Source organism: Cellulophaga algicola DSM 14237, assembly GCF_000186265.1.
GTDB lineage: Bacteria > Bacteroidota > Bacteroidia > Flavobacteriales > Flavobacteriaceae > Cellulophaga > Cellulophaga algicola.
This window is the reverse complement of the sequence record NC_014934.1, coordinates 4,331,525-4,349,462: the sequence shown is the minus strand read 5'-3', so window position 1 is coordinate 4,349,462 and position 17,938 is coordinate 4,331,525. Positions and strand designations below refer to the sequence as shown.

The following is a 17,938-nucleotide window of genomic DNA, read 5'->3' as shown; positions in this document are numbered from 1 at the left end:
TATGTTATCGCTCAAACAGCATTTGATTCTTGACGCTCTATTCACTGGGAATAATAATCTAGGCCGTAACCCAGTTACTTTTCAATTTTCCATGTAGCTTAGTCCAATTATAGGCAATGTGTGATAACCAGTATATATCATCAACTTCTAACCATTACGCCCGCTTCAACTGACTTTTTAATTCATCCATAGATTCTTGTAGTTGTCGTAAAAGACCTGTTTCGGTAGTAGCATCTACACCAAAAGTAATTTTACTATTTACTTGCCAGATTTCCTGAATTTGGAAAGGTTTAATTTCATACGGAGGGTAGCTTTCATTTAAAGAAACTAATGTTACGTTATTAGAGTTAGGTTTTTTAATTACTTTCTTCACTAAAACCGCATCTTGTAGCACCACTACGTAAATTTTATTTGGTGTAACATCATCAATATGTTCAATGGCTTTTGCTAATACCCATTCCCCTGGCCTTAAATTAGGCAACATACTATCTCCTTCTACCTGAAAGCCTCTATAGGTGGCATTTCTAAACTCAGGTATTGGCAAATCAAACGCAGGTAGTTGTTGGTACCAACTAGTATCTGCTATATTTTGAGGATATCCTGCAGCAGCTTTTGCATTTACTAAAACCATATTCTCACGATCTGCAGAGTCTACAGTCACTACTTTAGGAATTACGCTGGTATGAGAAGTCTCTATATATTTAGAATCACTTTCGTTAAACAACCAAAGCGGATTAATCTTAAACTGCTTTAAAAGCTCTGTTACAACTTTACCTGAAAGTTTTGTCCTACCACGTTCAATATCTGCTGTAGTATTAGATACGCCGATTAAAGCGGCAAATTCAGCTTGAGTAAATCCTAAATCTCTTCGGATTTCAATAAAGCGTTTTAAAATAATTTCATTTTCCATAGTCCTAGTCGTAATCCCTCAAATATACACCTTTTGGACATATTCCAAAATATTTTATGGAATAATTCCATAATTAGGAATAATTCCATAATTTTGGAGTAATTACAAAAAAGAACTATGTCCTTTGAACGAATAAAAGAAAAACTAAATATTTTAGCCGATGCCGCTAAATACGATGTCTCTTGCTCCAGTAGTGGTAGCAATAGAACTAATAAAAACAAAGGCCTTGGAGATAGCACAGGAATGGGCATTTGTCATACCTACACTGAAGATGGGCGCTGTGTATCTTTATTAAAAATACTATTGACCAACCACTGCATTTTTGATTGTGCCTATTGTGTAACAAGAAAAAGTAATGACATTAAAAGAGCTGCTTTTAAAATTCAGGAAGCCGTAGACCTTACCATAAATTTTTACAGACGGAATTACATCGAGGGACTTTTTCTAAGTTCAGGAATTTTCAAAAGCCCTGATTATACGATGGAGCGATTAATTGCAGTGGCTAAAAAATTACGCTTGGAAGAGAATTTTAATGGGTATATACATTTAAAATCTATTCCTGGTGCAAGTGATGAGCTGATGTATGAAGCGGGTTTATATGCAGATCGCTTGTCAGTAAACATAGAAGTGCCTACCATATCAGGATTAAAATTATTGGCTCCAGACAAAAAGCATGAAGATTTTACCAAGCCCATGTTAAAGGTAAAAAATGAAATTCTTTTGTATAAAGCAGAAAAGAAGATTATAAAAAGCACCCCAATATATGCGCCTGCTGGCCAAAGTACTCAAATGATTATTGGAGCCACAGGAGAATCAGATAAAGACATCATGTATTCTGCTACACATTATTATAAGAATTATAATATGAAGCGGGTGTATTATTCTGGTTATGTTCCTGTTGCAGAAGACAGTAGGTTACCCGCAATTGGGTCGCAAGTACCTATGTTACGTGAGAATAGGTTGTATCAAACAGATTGGTTGTTGCGTTTTTATGGTTTTAATGTAAAAGAAATACTGAATGATACGCATCCTAATTTAGATATTGATGTGGATCCCAAACTGAGCTGGGCGCTTCGAAATTTAGCTCAATTTCCTATAGACATAAATACAGCAGAACCACGAATGCTTGCTAGAATTCCGGGATTAGGGATGAATTCTGTGTATAAAATTATAAATGCAAGAAAGTATAGAAAGTTGACTTTTGATCACCTTAAAAAAATTGGAGTTGCTTTGAATAGGGCTAAATATTTTATGGTCTGTAGTGGAAATGATTATGCTCATAAAGACTTACAAGCCATTCAAATTAAAGGGTTAATTCTTCAAAATTCTCAAGGAAAATTTAGAACTAATTATAGTGCGCAATTATCCTTATTTAATTAAGAGGTAAAAACAACATTACCGCACCAACCACTAGAAACCAATATATTATGAAACCATTATTTACGTACTTAGAAAAAGGTCGGAATACAATTTTGAACCTTGGGTATGGTCTTATTGAATTGAAAAGTAGAAGCAAAAACTATCTAATAAAGAGAGCTAGTTTGTTTTTTCATAAAAACAGTAATAATCAAGGGGTTGTAAGTAGCTCTGCACTTGAGGATAATAAACTTAGTTCTTAATACAATCCTCTTTAGGAAATATATTAAAAATAGAAAATATGAATGAAGCAAAAATTTTAATTTACGATGGAAGTTTTAATGGCTATTTAACTGCTGTATTTCAAGCATTTGAACAAAAGCTAAGTATTGCAGATATTCAGAAAGAAAAAAATGCGCAAAGTGGTTTGTTCTCTGATGCAGAAATAATATATACCGATGTTCCCAAGTCCAAAAGGGTTTGGAATGGTATTCAGAAGAAAAATAATACCGCAATTAAAAATATATATTTTGCTTTTTTGAGTGAAACAAAAGGTATAGAGCTCCTACTCTATCGGTATATTCAAAAACTATTTTCTAAGACTGAATTGTTACATCTTAATTTTTCTGATGATATTGTTTTAAAAGTGAGTCAACTTGCAAAATCTGTGGGGAGAGAAAAACACCGTATGGAAGCATTTGTACGTTTTCAATTAACAAAAGATGCTATTTACTTTTCTTATATTGAACCCGATTTTGATGTATTGCCTTTAATTTCTAAACATTTTAAAGGCAGGTATGCTGATCAGCAATGGTTAATTTATGATGTAAAACGTAAATACGGCATCTTTTATAATTTAAAAACGGTTGAGTTTATTACACTTGATATGGATGACATACACTGTAATAAAACTCAAAAAAGTAATGTATTTACGGATGGTGAATATGAATATCAAGATTTATGGAACAACTATTTTAAAAGCACCAATATAGCTTCTAGAGTAAATCTAAAACTACATACGCAACATGTGCCAAAACGGTACTGGAAATATTTAAGCGAGAAAAAAGCAGTCTAGTCATTCCTAAAAAACCAATGCTTATCTCTTATAAATAATTCTTGTTCTTTGAGCACATTTTATGCGCATTGATATGTTCGTTCCAAACTGCTTGATGGTGATAAATTAACCATGCTCAGAAGACAGCCGATTATTGATTATTAAGAATTAACCATTACCTACTATTATCTGAGAACGGATCACTATTTAGACTTATCCCCTACAAAATGATCACTTGAGTTTTTAAATAGTACATTAAAGGTGGTTAAACTTCCATAAATACGTGTAACATATTGTTGTAAATCTATTTTTTCTTGATCATCCAAATTCTTGCTTGCATTTATTTTCTGTTCCATTACTCTAATTCGGTCACGAACCATGACTATTTTATGAAAAAAGGTGTCAATTGGGACTTCTTTATCACTCAAACTAGCATCTCCTGGTTGAAGTAAAAGAGTTCCTCCACGCCATTTATCAGCTATAGGAGTTATAGAACTGGTATCGCTCCATTTTCTTAAAATTGAAATTAAAGAGTTCTCTACCTCAGAAAAACTAATGGTATCTACTTCATCCTCTAAGGCTTCAATTACCTCAAAATCAGCATTAATAGCAATAGTTTCTAATCCGTTTTCTATAAAAGTAACCCAATAATGTTTAGAGGTTACGTTGGTAACTACACCAGACCCATATTCTGCATGTTTTATTCTTGAACCGATTCCTAATAATTGCATATTTCTAAAAATTGAAGTTTTGAAATGCTAATTTATGTTAAGCTTTTCGAATCACAAAAAACTAAATAAAGTCGACTATAAAATTAGCTATCAAAATTGTATTTTTGTAGTTGCAGAAAAAGAAAATGATAAATTACGAAGAGAATATAGAGGTTAAGGGCGCACGCGTGCATAATCTTAAAAATATAGACATTACAATTCCTCGAGAAAAGTTAGTGGTAATTACTGGACTTTCTGGTAGTGGAAAATCATCCTTAGCTTTTGATACTATTTACGCAGAAGGCCAAAGAAGGTATATAGAAACTTTCTCTGCCTATGCACGACAGTTTTTAGGCGGCTTAGAGCGTCCTGATGTTGATAAAATTGACGGCCTATCTCCAGTTATTGCGATTGAACAAAAAACGACTTCTAAATCTCCCCGTTCTACGGTAGGGACCATTACAGAAATTTACGATTTTTTACGTTTGTTATATGCTCGAGCGGGTGATGCTTATAGTTATAACACGGGTGAAAAAATGGTGAGTTATAATGACGACCAAATTCGAGGTTTGATAAAGAAGGATTATGATCAGAAGAAAATTAATATTCTGGCGCCTGTTATTAGATCAAGAAAAGGGCATTATAGAGAATTGTTTGAGCAAATTGCAAAGCAAGGGTTTGTAAAAGTTCGGGTAGATGGTGTTATAGTTGATATTACCAAAGGCATGAAAGTGGATCGTTACAAGGTTCATGATATTGAAATTGTTATAGACCGTCTTAAAGTTATCGATACGGAAGATTTTGATAAACGACTTTCAGAAACCATAAATACGGCAATGTATAGCGGTGAGAATGTGTTGATGGTTTTAGAAGAAGGTGAAAAAGTTGCGCGTTATTTTAGTAGAGATTTAATGTGCCCTACTACGGGCATTTCATATCCAAATCCAGAACCAAATACATTTTCATTCAACTCTCCAAAAGGAATGTGTTCACACTGTAGTGGATTGGGGCATGTGTACCAAGTAAATGAAAAGAAGATATTTCCAAATAAAAAGTTAAGCATTAAAGCGGGCGGTATAGCACCACTCGGAGAGTATAAAAGTTCCTGGGCTTTTAAGCAAATAGATACCATTGGCCAACGTTATAAATTTGATATCAATACGCCAATAGAGAAAATTTCTGACGAAGCCATAAACGTACTTTTAAACGGTACGGTAGAGAGTTTTGATTTAGATTCTAAAACGCTAGGTGTTAAACGTACGTATAAAATTGATTATGAGGGAATTTCAAATTTTATTACGAATCAGTTTAATGAAGCAGATTCTACCTCAATAAAACGTTGGGCAAAAGAGTATATGGACAAAATTACCTGTCCAACATGTGATGGTTCTCGTTTGCGAAAAGAATCATTGAACTTTAAGGTTGATGACAAAAATATTGCACAATTGGCGCATTTAGATATTTTTGAACTGGCTGAATTTTTTAAAAAACTCCCAACTAAGATTGAAGGAAATCAGCTAATAATAGCCGAAGAAATTATAAAAGAGATTAGTACCCGGGTTCAATTTTTATTGGATGTGGGGCTAGATTATTTGTCCTTAAATAGAAGTTCTAAATCACTTTCTGGAGGAGAAGCACAACGTATTCGTTTGGCTACCCAGATAGGATCACAATTGGTAGGTGTACTTTATATTTTAGATGAACCTAGTATTGGTTTACATCAACGTGATAATGAGCGCTTGATAAAATCATTGGAAGCCCTTCGTGATTTAGGGAATTCTGTTATTGTGGTAGAACACGATAAAGATATGATAGAACGAGCAGATCATGTCATTGATATTGGTCCGAAAGCAGGTAAATACGGTGGGGAAATTATATCAGAAGGGAAACCTGAAGATTTAAAGAATTTTGATACCCTTACCGCAGATTATATCTCTGGCAAAAGAAAAATTGAAATTCCAAAAGAGCGTAGAAAAGGGAATGGTAAAAAAATAACCTTAACAGGATGTACAGGAAATAATTTAAAAAATGTTACCGTAACATTTCCGTTAGGAGAGTTAATTGGTGTTACCGGTGTTTCAGGTAGTGGTAAGTCTACCTTAATTAATGAGACCCTCTACCCTATCATGAATGCACATTACTTTAATGGTGTTAAGAAACCAATGCCGTATAAGAAAATTACAGGCTTAGAGCATATTGATAAAGTGATAGACATTAATCAATCGCCAATAGGTAGAACGCCACGATCCAATCCAGCGACATATACAGGTGTATTTAGTGAAATTAGAACCTTATTTACTAAAACTCCTGAAGCGGCTATCCGCGGATATAAACCAGGTAGATTTAGTTTTAATGTAAAGGGTGGCCGTTGTGAAACCTGCCAAGGAGGAGGTTTACGTGTTATTGAAATGAATTTTTTGCCTGATGTTTACGTAGAATGCGAAACCTGTAATGGAAAACGATTTAACAGAGAAACCTTAGAGATTAGGTATAAAGGAAAATCTATTGCAGATGTTCTAGACATGACCATTAATGAAGCTGTAGACTTCTTTGAGTTAATTCCTAAAATATATAGAAAACTTAACACCATCAAGGAGGTTGGTTTAGGGTATATTTCTTTGGGACAACAGTCTACAACACTCTCAGGCGGAGAAGCGCAACGTATTAAATTAGCTACAGAATTATCTAAAAGAGATACTGGTAATACGTTCTATATTCTTGATGAACCTACAACAGGACTTCATTTTGAAGACATAAGAGTGCTTATGGAAGTTTTAGAACGTTTGGTAGATAAAGGGAATACTATTGTTGTTATAGAACACAATATGGATGTGATTAAAATGGCAGATTACATTATAGATATTGGTTACGAAGGTGGTAAAGGTGGCGGAAAATTAGTTGCAAAAGGTACTCCTGAAGAGGTTTGTAAAGATAAAAAGAGTTATACTGCTAAGTTTCTAAGAAAAGAATTAGGTTTGTGAATAGTAAAATAGTTAACAAAAAGATTCTAGTTTAAAGATAATATTAAAGATTATAAATATAAAATGAGAAAAGAACAACATCATAAAGGTTGGAATGAGATAAAAACAAATGACTCATGGGCCTTATTTAAAATCATGGGTGAATTCGTAAACGGATTCGAAAAAATGAGTCAAATCGGACCTTGTGTTTCAATTTTTGGATCGGCAAGGACTAAAGAAGAAGATAAATATTACCAATTAGCTATCGAAGTAGCTAAAAGTATAGCAGAAGCTGGCTATGGTGTTATCACGGGTGGTGGTCCTGGAATTATGGAAGCCGGTAACCGCGGAGCAAATTTAGCAGGAGGAATATCAGTAGGTTTAAATATTGATTTGCCTTTCGAGCAACATGATAATCCCTATATCGATAGTGATAAAAGCTTAGATTTTGATTATTTCTTTGTACGTAAGGTAATGTTCGTAAAGTACAGTCAAGGTTTCGTGGTTATGCCAGGAGGTTTTGGAACATTAGATGAACTTTTTGAAGCAATAACATTGATTCAGACTAACAAAATTGAAAAATTTCCAATTATATTAGTCGGTACCGAATTTTGGACCGGTTTAATGGATTGGATAAAAGGTACTATGCTTACCATGGGTACGATAAGTGCGAAAGATTTAGATTTAATTAAAATTGTAGATACTAAAGAAGAAGTGGTTGATATTATCGACTCTTTCTACAAAGGACATCTTCACAGTCCAAATTTTTAATTGAATATATGCGGGTGAAGAAATCTAATTTCTTAATTGCGATGTTAAATTTTACTGTGTGCTTTTTAGCATGCAGTAAAGTTTCATGTCAGCATTATAATAAAATTACCGCAAAACTAAATGAAGCGCATAAAACGCTAAACATCATTCAAGAATTTAAATTCCACAACAGCTCTAAAGACACTTTGAGTGTCTTATATTTCAATGATTGGGCCAATGCCTATAGCAATAAAGATACTCCGCTGGCAAAACGTTTTGAAGAAGAGTTTAAGAAAAATTTTCATCTAGCTAAGGATGAAGAACGAGGTCATACTAAGATTTATAGTATTATAGACGAAAAATTTTCAATAGTCAACTGGGAACGCACTCCAGAGCATGATATTTTAAAACTTGAATTAAATAAGCCAATTGCACCAGATGATTATGCTACTTTTTCATTGACTTATCAAGTAAAACTTCCTCAAAATAAGTTTACATTATTTGGTTATAATAATAAAGGTGAATATTATCTTAAGGATTGGTATTTAACACCTGCGGTTTATGATGGTTCTTGGCATTTATACTCTAATAAAGATTTAGAAGATTTATATACTGGGATTACAAATACAGATATAATGCTTACGCTTCCTAGTAACCTACTTGTGATTTCTAATTTTGAAAAAGAGAACGAAATTAGAAAAGATAGTTTAAAGGAGGTTAATTTAAGGGGCGATTATAGAAAAAGCTGTAGTTTAATTCTATCTCCTATCTCCTATTTTACTAAGCATATTACAGATTACGCAACTGTTGTTACAGATATCAATGTATCTAAGTTTGACGAAATATCGAGAACGATCGCCATTGATAAAGTTTCAGAATATATATACAAACATCTGGGGAGTTATCCGCATACAGAATTGGTTGTTAGCACTATAGATTATAATAAAGATCCATTATACGGCTTAAATCAGCTTCCATCATTTATTAGGCCTTACGATAACCAATTTCAATTTGAATTGAAATATCTAAAGACGGCATTAAGTAATTTCTTTAATGAAACATTATTTTTAGATCCTAGAAAAGAGCGTTGGGTTACAGATGCTTTGATAAATTATATGATGATTTCTTATGTTGAAGAGAATTATCCAAATCAAACTTTATTAGGAAAGTTATCCAATATATGGGGTTTTAAAAATTTCAATCTTGCTAAGATGGAATTTGCGGAACAGTATCCGATTTTGTATATGTATGCTGCAAGAAAAAATATTGATCAACCTTTAATAACCTCTAATGATTCTTTATTAAAATACAATCAGAAAATTGGTAACAGGTATAAAGCTGGAGCCGGTTTATCATTTCTTGCTAACTATGTAGGAAAAGAAAAAGTAGATGAAAGCATTAAAGATTTCTATGCAAACTACAAGCTTAGACCGGTTTCTTCTCAAGATTTTGAGCGTATTCTCGCTAATAATGTAGATAAAGATATTTCTTGGTTTTTAGATGAATATGTAACAACAAATGAACGTATTGATTTTAAAATTAAAAAAGTACTCAAAGTTGGAGACTCTCTGAGTGTAACCTTAAAAAATAAGAGTGGCACTAATGTGCCAATTTCAATGTTTGGGCTGCAAAAAGATTCTATAGTATCTAAATATTGGTTCACAGGAATAGATAGTACAAAAACATTTCATATACCGCAAAACGGTGAGGATAAGTTGGTCCTCAATTACGATCAAAAAATTCCGGAATTTAATCAAAGAGATAACTGGAAATCTTTAGGTGGGTTTTTATCAAGTAATAAAAAATTAAAATTCCAATTTTTTAAAGATACTGAGGATCCATTCTATAATCAGATTTTCTATGTTCCTACGGTAAGTTTTAATATTTATGATGGTATTACTCCGGCCATGCGTATTTATAATAAAACCTTTTTAGAACGCCCTTTCTTATTCGATATATCTCCTGCATATGCTTTTAAAGAAAAATCACTAGTAGGTTCAGCGGGTTTTAAATATAGAAAATACCATAACAAAACAGGATTCTATCTTTCTAATTATTCATTGAATGGATCTACCTATCATTTTCAAGAGAATTCTCGCTATATATCCGTAACACCTTCCATTAGTTTTGGTTGGCGTCCGGATGACTTCAGGTCTAATAAAAGAGATTACTTAAATATTAGATATATAAATATATATAGATCTATAGCTGAAGGGTTAGAAGAACTAGAAACCCCGCCAGATTATAGTGTTTTAAATGCACGATATGGGAGTTCTAAAAGCGGAATTATTGATTATTATTCCTGGTTTGCTGACGCACAATATGCAGGTAATTTTAGTAAAATAGCCTTCAATTTTGAGTACAGAAAGCTTTTTGCCAATAATATGCAGTTAAATACGCGTTTTTTTGCAGGTAAATTTATTTCAAACACTAGTGATACAGACTTTTATAGTTTTGCATTAGACCGACCTACAGATTATTTATTTGATTATAATTATTTAGGGAGATCAGAATCTTCTGGATTGTATAGTCAGCAAATTGTAATTGCAGAAGGAGGTTTTAAGTCTAAAATAGACAACCCTTTCGCAAATGATTTTCTAGTTACCACCAATACAAGTATTAGTGTATGGCGTTGGATAGAACTGTATGGAGATCTAGGTTTCACTAAAAATAAAAACGAAAATACCCGCTTTGTATATGATTCTGGTGTACGTTTAAATTTAGTTACAGACTATTTTGAACTTTATTTCCCATTATATTCCAATAATGGATGGGAAGTTGCTCAACCAGATTATAGTCAGAAAATACGATTTATAGTAACGTTAAGTCCGAGAACACTTACACGACTTATTACTAGAAAATGGTTCTAATTCTTTATTAAATTCTTAAAATAAGATATTTAAATTACGAATTTGATAAATCAAATATTCAAATAGTACTAAAATTTAAAAATTCTTTAGTATTTGTAATGAATTATTGATTGCAAAATTCAATCTGTTTTGATATTTTTGCGAAAATGAAATCCTAACGATGAAAGTAAATCTGCAAGACAATAACGACATTTCTTTTGAAGACTTTAAGGAACAAATTCTTAATGATTATGAAATCGCTGTATTAAGCAGGGAGTGTAGTTTATTAGGACGCCGAGAAGTACTAACGGGGAAAGCCAAATTTGGAATTTTCGGAGATGGAAAAGAATTACCACAATTAGCAATGGCTCGTTCCTTTAAGAATGGCGATTTTAGAAGTGGCTATTATAGGGATCAAACATTTATGATGGCTCTTGGTCATTTAAATGCAAAACAATTTTTCCATGCTTTATATGCTACTACAGATATAAAGAAAGAACCTATGAGCGCTGGTCGCCAAATGGGAGGGCATTTTGTTACGCCAAGTTTAAATGAAGATGGTACTTGGAAAGATTTAACGGCACAAACAAATAGTAGTGCAGATATTTCACCCACAGCTGGTCAAATGCCTAGATTATTAGGATTAGCGCAAGCATCAAAAATATATAGACACGTAAAAGGTATTGATGCTACTAAGTTTTCCAAAAACGGAAATGAAGTAGCTTGGGGAACAATAGGGAATGCCAGTACTAGTGAAGGACATTTCTTTGAAACTATTAATGCAGCGGGGGTACTACAAGTACCAATGGTGATTAGTGTTTGGGATGATAATTACGGGATATCTGTTCATGCTAGACATCAAACAACCAAAGAAGATATTTCTGAAATTTTAAAAGGTTTTCAAAGAACAGAAAAAGATAAAGGTTACGAGATATTTAAGGTTAATGGTTGGGATTATACCGCATTAATTCATGCTTATGAGAATGCCGCAGATATTGCAAGAGAAGAACATGTTCCTGTTTTAATCCATGTAAAAGAATTAACACAGCCTCAAGGGCACTCTACTTCAGGTTCTCATGAAAGATATAAGAGCGAAGAACGTTTAGAGTGGGAACGCCAAAATGATTGCAACAAACGTTTTAGAGAATGGATTCTTGAGATAGGTATTGCTACAGACGACGAGTTAAAAGTAATAGAAAAGGAGATTCGTAAAAATGTTAGAGTCGCAAAGAAAGAAGCTTGGAATGAGTTTTTAGATTCTCACAGACAAGCTAAGTTAGATTTATTGGTACTGTTAGATAATGTTTCTGCAGGTAGTCCTAATAAAGTATTTATCACGCGAATAAAAAATGATTTAATTGCTATAGACGAACCAATTAAAAAGGATATAGCTTCTAAAGCTCGAAGAGCACTGCGCTACCTTATTGGGGAAGATACGAGTGCTAAAAATGAACTAATTGCTTTTATTGACACCTATTATAAAGAGGTTCAACCAAAATTTAGTTCACATTTATATAGTGAATTACCTAACAATGCCTTAAGTATTGAAGAGGTTAAAGCTGTTTATGATTCGGAAGCCGAAAAAGTAGATGGTAGAATTATATTAAAAGAAAATTTTGATAAGCTGTTTACGAATTACCCTGAAGCATTAATCTTTGGGGAAGATACGGGAGCTATTGGTGATGTAAATCAAGGATTAGAAGGACTCCAAAAGAAATTTGGTGAATTAAGAATTGCAGACACAGGAATTCGTGAAGCAACAATTGTAGGGCAAGGTATCGGGTTGGCATTAAGAGGTTTACGTCCTATTGCTGAAATACAATATTTAGATTATTTATTGTATGGTTTACAAACGTTAAGTGATGATTTAGCAACCCTGCTTTACAGAACTGTTGGAAAGCAAAAAGCACCATTAATCATCAGAACTCGTGGACACCGTTTGGAAGGTATTTGGCATTCCGGCTCACAGATGGGAGGTATTATTAATCTTTTAAGAGGAATGTATATTCTTGTACCTCGTAACATGGTGAAAGCAGCAGGTTTTTATAATACTTTATTGAAGAGTGATGAGCCTGCAATTGTTATTGAAAGTTTAAATGGGTATCGCTTAAAAGAAGACTTACCTAATAACCTAGGTGAAATTTGCACCCCTATAGGTGTTGTAGAAACAGTAAAGGAAGGTAATGATCTTACCGTAGTTTCTTATGGTTCTACCCTTAGAATTGTACTACAAGTTGCTCAAGAGCTTAAAGAAGTAGGTATTGATATTGAAGTGATTGATGCGCAAACGCTGCTTCCTTTTGATATTAGAAAAGACGTTGTAGAAAGTGTTAAAAAAACAAATAGATTACTGGTAGTAGATGAAGATATGCCAGGAGGTTGTTCTGCATATTTAATTCAAGAAATTGTTGAGAATCAAGGAGCTTATGAGTATTTAGATAGTGCTCCACAGACAATAACGGCAAAAGCACATAGACCAGCATACTCAACAGATGGGGATTATTTTTCTAAACCAAATGCAGAAGACATATTTGAAAAAATATATGGCATTATGCATGAAGCTCAACCTAGGAAATTTCTAAAATTAAAATAGAGTTTTATTGATTTTATTGGTATTCTCTTACATAGATTTTGAATTTATTTACAATTGTAAATAAATTCAAAATTATAGTGTCTTTTTAGTGAAATACACAAACAACTCTTTATAATAATGATAAATTAGTATTACTTTTAATTCAAATTATCCCCAATATTACAATGCAAAAAAAACTATTTAATGAAATAGGACTTGCGCTACTTCGCATAGTTCCTTCGGTTATAATGATAACACACGGTATTCCCAAATTCCAAAAATTAATTTCAGGGAATCTAAAATTTCAAGATCCTATTGGCATAGGAGAAGCACCATCTTTATTCTTGGCTGTAATTGCAGAGCTAGTTTGTCCTATACTCATAATTATAGGTTTTAAAACAAGATGGGCAGCACTACCAACAGCAATTACTATGGGCGTTGCTGCTTTTATATCCCACGGTTCAGATGCACTAAAAGAAAAAGAATTAGCACTACTCTACCTTACGTTCTTTGTGGTTATTATGCTAGTTGGTCCAGGAAAATACAGTATCGATAAAAAATAATTACATGATTTTCACAAGAAGTTCTTTCAGTAGATCTTCTTGTGATAAATTTGCGCCTACCCCTTTACCTTTTACATCTAATTCTCGCAAATGCGAAATGATCATACTTACTTTTTTCATTGGGTAGTTCTTAGCTGCAATCTTATATTCTCCTACAAAATAAGGACTTACGCCTAAAACACTAGCCACTGTTTTTGGATTATGGTCTTTCAGACCATGATATTGTAATAACTGAGTAAAGAAACTATTCAATAAAGTAATAGTTAAAATAAAAGGGTTGTCTTTAGGGTTTTGAGCAAAATAATTTAAAATGCGTGTCGCTTTCATTACATTACGTTCTCCTAATGCCTTTTTAAGTTCAAAATTATTATAATCTTTACTAATTCCTATATTTTCTTCTATTGCCTGGGGTGTAATTTCTTCCGTTTTAGGAATAACTAATTTAAGTTTTTCTAATTCATTATTGATTTTACTTAAATCTGTACCTAAAAATTCTACTAAAAGAATTGCCGCTTTAGGGGTTATTCCATAGCCACTACCTGCTAAAACTTTACGTATCCAGTCAGCTACTTGATTTTCATATAATTTCTTACTTTCAAAAAGTACCCCTGCTTTTTGAACCGCTTTATATACTTTTTTTCGTTTATCAAGTTTTGCGTATTTATAGCAAATAACTAAAACTGTGGTTGGCTGTGGGTTTTCTGCATAAGCGGCTAGATTATCTATAGATCTAGATAAATGTTGTGCTTCTTTAACAATAATAACTTGATGTTCTGCCATCATTGGATAGCGCTTAGCATTGCTTATAATATCATCAATCGTTACATCTTTACCATATAAGGTCATTTGATTAAACCCACGTTCTTCCTCAGCAAGAACATTATTCTCAATGTATTCAGAAAGCTTATCAATATAGTAAGCTTCTTCACCCATTAAAAAATAAATAGGTTTTATATTCCTTGCTTTTATATCGCTAACAATCTTTTTTACTTCATCCATTCAGAAATAATCATCAAATTTGTGCCATGCAAGTATTAAATTTTCCTGCTTATGACTTCCGGTTCAAAAATAGCGAAAATAAAGTCTATATTTTTGATGTTGTCCGTAAAAAATTTGTGGTTCTTCAGCCCGAAGAATGGGTTAGACAACACATTGTACATTATATAATATCAGAAAAAAAATACCCTTTAAGCCTTGTTAATGTTGAAAAACAACTGAAAGTTAATGGTTTAGTAAAACGATACGATGTTGTTATTTTTAATTCTGATGGTACTATAAAGGTTTTAATAGAATGTAAAGCTCCAGAAATTAACATTACACAAACTGTTTTTGATCAAATTGCCAGATATAACATGCAACTTAAAGCGGAGTATTTAATGGTGAGCAATGGGTTGTCTCATTTTTACTGCGAAATGGATTTTCAGGAAGAAAAGTATTCTTTTTTGGTTGATATTCCTGAATTTAGCCGTTAATTTGTGAACTTCAAAAATAATCTTAACACTAGTATACTTTTTTTAGTTGTAGCTGTTATTAAATGAAAAATATCCAGCAAATTAGTTTGGACCTTAGTTAATGTCGAAAATTGCAGTTGTTATACTTAATTGGAATGGAGAAGAATTACTCGAACAATTTTTACCTTCTGTTCAGAATTTTTCTAAAGGAGCAGCGATATATGTTGCTGATAATGCTTCTACCGATAATTCTATTTCATTTATTAGGACAAATTATCCTGAAATAAAAATTATACAAAACACAAGTAATGGTGGGTATGCAAAAGGGTATAATGATGCACTTCAATATGTGGATGCTGATATTTTTTGCCTTTTAAATTCTGACGTAGAAGTAACAGAAAATTGGTTAATGCCAATTCAAAATCACTTTAATGAACATCCGGAAGTCGCTATAATCCAACCTAAAATTTTAGATTATAAGCGTAAGGAATATTTTGAATATGCGGGAGCAGCAGGTGGTTTTATAGATCAATTGGGCTATCCTTTTTGTAGAGGAAGAATATTTCAAGCCTTAGAGAAAGATAAAGGTCAATATGATGATGTTAAAGAAATATTTTGGGCTACAGGAGCTTGCTTATTTATAAAGAGTAATGTTTTTAGAGAATTAAAAGGGTTTGATGAGGATTATTTTGCGCACCAGGAAGAAGTAGATTTATGTTGGCGTGCTCATAATCATGGGTATAAAATATTTTATGTAGGAACTTCTAAAATTTATCATTTAGGAGGGTCTACTTTAAGTAATATGAATCCTAAAAAAACTTTTTTGAATTTTAGAAATTCGCTCTATTCTATCACTAAAAATTTACCTAGAAAAAAAGCATTTCCAATTATATTTTTTCGCTTACTTTTAGATGGTGTAGCAGGACTCCGATTTATTTTACAAGGCAAGTTTAGTCACTGTTTTGCTATTTTAAAAGCACATTTAAGCTTTTACATCAACTTTTTCAAAATATTTAAAAAGCGTGAAAAGACTAAATATATGCCAAATTATTATACTGTAAAGTCTATAGTCTGGTCTCATTTCGTATATCATAATAGAAAGTTTAAGAATTTAGTAAAACATTAACGAAAGCGAAATGTTAACGTATCGCTTTTTGTATAATTTTGCTAGGAATTAACAAATTAATTTAAGCATTAATAATTATGAACAAAATCATTTTAGGCTGTTTAGGGGTTACTTTATTATTATCCTCTTGTGTGTCACAAAAAAAATATGCCGATTTAGAGGCAAAAAGTAAAGAGACTCAAGATTTATTAAACTCTGCGACTGTAAAATTAAACACTTGCTTAGAAGAAAAAGCATCTGCTTCATCAAGGTTAAAAACTTTAGAAGATCAAAATGCATTTTTGAAAAGCAATAATCAAGAATTAATCAACAACATGGGTAATTTAACTACCCTATCTTCTAAAGGAGCTCAAAACCTTGAGAAGTCTTTAGAAAGCTTACAAGAAAAAGATTTAACGATCAGAAAATTAAACGATGCAATTACGCGTAGAGATTCTGTAAACTTATCTTTAGTGCAAAGCTTAAAAGGTGTTCTAGGAAATCTTGATGATGAGGATATTCAAATTAGCGTTGAAAAAGGAGTTGTTTTTGTTTCTATTTCTGATAAATTATTATTTAGTAGTGGAAGTTACAATGTAACGAATAGAGCTAAAGAAGTTTTAGGAAAAGTTGCAAAAGTTGTAAATAACAAACCTGATTTTGATTTCATGGTAGAAGGTCATACTGATGATGTACCTTACAATGGTGGAATTTTATTAGACAACTGGGATTTAAGTGCTAAAAGAGCTACTGCTATTGTTCGTATTTTACAAAACGATTACAATGTAGACCCAAAGCGTATGACTGCTGCGGCAAGATCTTCTTATGTTCCTGTATCTACTACAGATAAAGCTAAAAACAGAAGAACTCGTATTGTTGTACTTCCAAAAATTGATCAATTCTATGAAATGATTGAAGAAGGAATGAAAGATCCTGCTATCAATAAATAATAAATTGATATATCATATAAAAGGCGACCAATTGGTCGCCTTTTTTTATACTTACATTTTAATTCTTATTTGTTAGAAAATATCAATAGGACCTTTACCTTCTCTAATTACGATAGGTTCTCCCTCCGATAGATCAATTACTGTAGATGCTTTATTATCACCATAACCACCATCAATAACAATATCTACAAGATTTTGCCATTTTTCAAAAATTAACTCAGGATCTGTGGTATACTCTAAAACTTCATCTTCATCACGTATAGACGTAGATACAATAGGATTCCCTAGGGCCTCTACAATTGCCTTAGCTATAGAATTGTCTGGCACACGAATACCTACGGTCTTTTTCTTTTTAAACTCTTTAGGAAGGTTATTGTTCCCTGGTAAGATAAATGTATAAGGACCTGGTAAAGCTCGTTTTAAAATTTTAAAGGTTGGTGTATCTATCTGGCGTACATAATCAGATAAATTACTTAAATCGGCACATATAAAAGACCAATTTGCCTTATCTAGTTTTATACCTTTAATTCTAGCAATTTTTTCTAGCGCTTTTGTATTGGTAATATCACAACCTAAACCGTATACAGTATCCGTCGGGTAAATTATTAGTCCGCCTTTTTTAAGAACGTTTATTACCTTTTTTATTTCTTTCGGATTCGGATTTTCCGGATATATTTTAATGAACTCAGACATAGTTTTAAAATGATC

At 32.5% G+C, this 17,938-nt stretch carries 14 protein-coding genes; 10 read left to right on the top strand and 4 right to left on the bottom strand.

Translation table 11 applies throughout. The annotated features are described in order from the left end of the window. Positions 1-154: 154 nt before the first annotated feature. Entirely contained in the window at positions 155-910 is a 756-nt protein-coding gene (locus tag CELAL_RS18890; protein ID WP_013552492.1) for an XRE family transcriptional regulator, read from the bottom strand. Between the two features lie 117 nt (positions 911-1,027). On the opposite strand from CELAL_RS18890, the gene CELAL_RS18885 reads away from it, so the two are divergent. Next, positions 1,028-2,290 carry a putative DNA modification/repair radical SAM protein gene (locus CELAL_RS18885; RefSeq protein ID WP_013552491.1) on the top strand — a complete coding sequence of 421 codons (1,263 nt, stop codon included), beginning with the start codon at positions 1,028-1,030 and terminating at the stop codon, positions 2,288-2,290. Between the two features lie 277 nt (positions 2,291-2,567). After that, the gene (locus CELAL_RS18875) at positions 2,568-3,341 is read left to right on the top strand and encodes a TIGR03915 family putative DNA repair protein (protein ID WP_013552489.1); all 774 of its coding nucleotides are present in this window, start codon (positions 2,568-2,570) and stop codon (positions 3,339-3,341) included. Between the two features lie 182 nt (positions 3,342-3,523). On the opposite strand, the gene CELAL_RS18870 is transcribed toward CELAL_RS18875, so the two are convergent. Continuing rightward, positions 3,524-4,051, bottom strand: coding sequence for a hypothetical protein (locus tag CELAL_RS18870; protein WP_013552488.1), 528 nt, complete (start codon positions 4,049-4,051; stop codon positions 3,524-3,526). Between the two features lie 125 nt (positions 4,052-4,176). Between CELAL_RS18870 and uvrA the strand changes: the two genes are divergently transcribed. The 5 genes from uvrA (at position 4,177) to CELAL_RS18845 (ending at position 13,724) form a co-directional block, all read left to right on the top strand. Continuing rightward, entirely contained in the window at positions 4,177-7,011 is a 2,835-nt protein-coding gene (uvrA, locus tag CELAL_RS18865) for an excinuclease ABC subunit UvrA (protein WP_013552486.1), read from the top strand. A 63-nt stretch (positions 7,012-7,074) separates the two neighbouring features. Then, positions 7,075-7,761 (top strand): LOG family protein, encoded by a 687-nt coding sequence (locus tag CELAL_RS18860; protein ID WP_013552485.1) that lies wholly within the window; start codon positions 7,075-7,077, stop codon positions 7,759-7,761. Positions 7,762-7,769: 8 nt separating this feature from the next. Then, complete coding sequence (locus CELAL_RS18855) at positions 7,770-10,610, top strand: gluzincin family metallopeptidase (protein ID WP_013552484.1); 2,841 nt, start codon at positions 7,770-7,772, stop codon at positions 10,608-10,610. Between the two features lie 160 nt (positions 10,611-10,770). Continuing rightward, positions 10,771-13,182, top strand: coding sequence for an alpha-ketoacid dehydrogenase subunit alpha/beta (locus tag CELAL_RS18850; protein ID WP_013552483.1), 2,412 nt, complete (start codon positions 10,771-10,773; stop codon positions 13,180-13,182). 164 nt (positions 13,183-13,346) lie between these two features. Then, entirely contained in the window at positions 13,347-13,724 is a 378-nt protein-coding gene (locus tag CELAL_RS18845; RefSeq protein ID WP_013552482.1) for a DoxX family protein, read from the top strand. Here the strand turns inward: CELAL_RS18845 and holA are convergent, their stop codons facing one another. After that, the gene (gene holA / locus CELAL_RS18840; protein WP_013552481.1) at positions 13,725-14,723 is read right to left on the bottom strand and encodes a DNA polymerase III subunit delta; all 999 of its coding nucleotides are present in this window, start codon (positions 14,721-14,723) and stop codon (positions 13,725-13,727) included. A 26-nt stretch (positions 14,724-14,749) separates the two neighbouring features. Here holA and CELAL_RS18835 point away from each other — a divergent pair, with 26 nt between their 5' ends. The 3 genes from CELAL_RS18835 to CELAL_RS18825 all read left to right on the top strand — a co-directional run bounded on the left by CELAL_RS18835 (position 14,750) and on the right by CELAL_RS18825 (position 17,230). Then, on the top strand, positions 14,750-15,196 hold the full coding sequence (locus CELAL_RS18835) for a type I restriction enzyme HsdR N-terminal domain-containing protein (RefSeq protein ID WP_013552480.1): 447 nt from the start codon (positions 14,750-14,752) through the stop codon (positions 15,194-15,196). Positions 15,197-15,296: 100 nt separating this feature from the next. Continuing rightward, entirely contained in the window at positions 15,297-16,301 is a 1,005-nt protein-coding gene (locus CELAL_RS18830) for a glycosyltransferase family 2 protein (RefSeq protein ID WP_013552479.1), read from the top strand. Between the two features lie 77 nt (positions 16,302-16,378). After that, complete coding sequence (locus tag CELAL_RS18825; RefSeq protein WP_013552478.1) at positions 16,379-17,230, top strand: OmpA/MotB family protein; 852 nt, start codon at positions 16,379-16,381, stop codon at positions 17,228-17,230. A gap of 72 nt (positions 17,231-17,302) precedes the next feature. Here the strand turns inward: CELAL_RS18825 and CELAL_RS18820 are convergent, their stop codons facing one another. Next, entirely contained in the window at positions 17,303-17,923 is a 621-nt protein-coding gene (locus CELAL_RS18820) for an L-threonylcarbamoyladenylate synthase (protein WP_013552477.1), read from the bottom strand. Positions 17,924-17,938 lie beyond the last annotated feature (15 nt).

Coding starts and splice junctions, on each gene's coding strand:
- CELAL_RS18890 (WP_013552492.1), bottom strand. CDS start 910: ATGGAAAATGAAATTATTTTAAAACGCTTTATTGAAATCCGAAGAGAT.
- CELAL_RS18885 (WP_013552491.1), top strand. CDS start 1,028: ATGTCCTTTGAACGAATAAAAGAAAAACTAAATATTTTAGCCGATGCC.
- CELAL_RS18875 (WP_013552489.1), top strand. CDS start 2,568: ATGAATGAAGCAAAAATTTTAATTTACGATGGAAGTTTTAATGGCTAT.
- CELAL_RS18870 (WP_013552488.1), bottom strand. CDS start 4,051: ATGCAATTATTAGGAATCGGTTCAAGAATAAAACATGCAGAATATGGG.
- uvrA (WP_013552486.1), top strand. CDS start 4,177: ATGATAAATTACGAAGAGAATATAGAGGTTAAGGGCGCACGCGTGCAT.
- CELAL_RS18860 (WP_013552485.1), top strand. CDS start 7,075: ATGAGAAAAGAACAACATCATAAAGGTTGGAATGAGATAAAAACAAAT.
- CELAL_RS18855 (WP_013552484.1), top strand. CDS start 7,770: ATGCGGGTGAAGAAATCTAATTTCTTAATTGCGATGTTAAATTTTACT.
- CELAL_RS18850 (WP_013552483.1), top strand. CDS start 10,771: ATGAAAGTAAATCTGCAAGACAATAACGACATTTCTTTTGAAGACTTT.
- CELAL_RS18845 (WP_013552482.1), top strand. CDS start 13,347: ATGCAAAAAAAACTATTTAATGAAATAGGACTTGCGCTACTTCGCATA.
- holA (WP_013552481.1), bottom strand. CDS start 14,723: ATGGATGAAGTAAAAAAGATTGTTAGCGATATAAAAGCAAGGAATATA.
- CELAL_RS18835 (WP_013552480.1), top strand. CDS start 14,750: ATGCAAGTATTAAATTTTCCTGCTTATGACTTCCGGTTCAAAAATAGC.
- CELAL_RS18830 (WP_013552479.1), top strand. CDS start 15,297: ATGTCGAAAATTGCAGTTGTTATACTTAATTGGAATGGAGAAGAATTA.
- CELAL_RS18825 (WP_013552478.1), top strand. CDS start 16,379: ATGAACAAAATCATTTTAGGCTGTTTAGGGGTTACTTTATTATTATCC.
- CELAL_RS18820 (WP_013552477.1), bottom strand. CDS start 17,923: ATGTCTGAGTTCATTAAAATATATCCGGAAAATCCGAATCCGAAAGAA.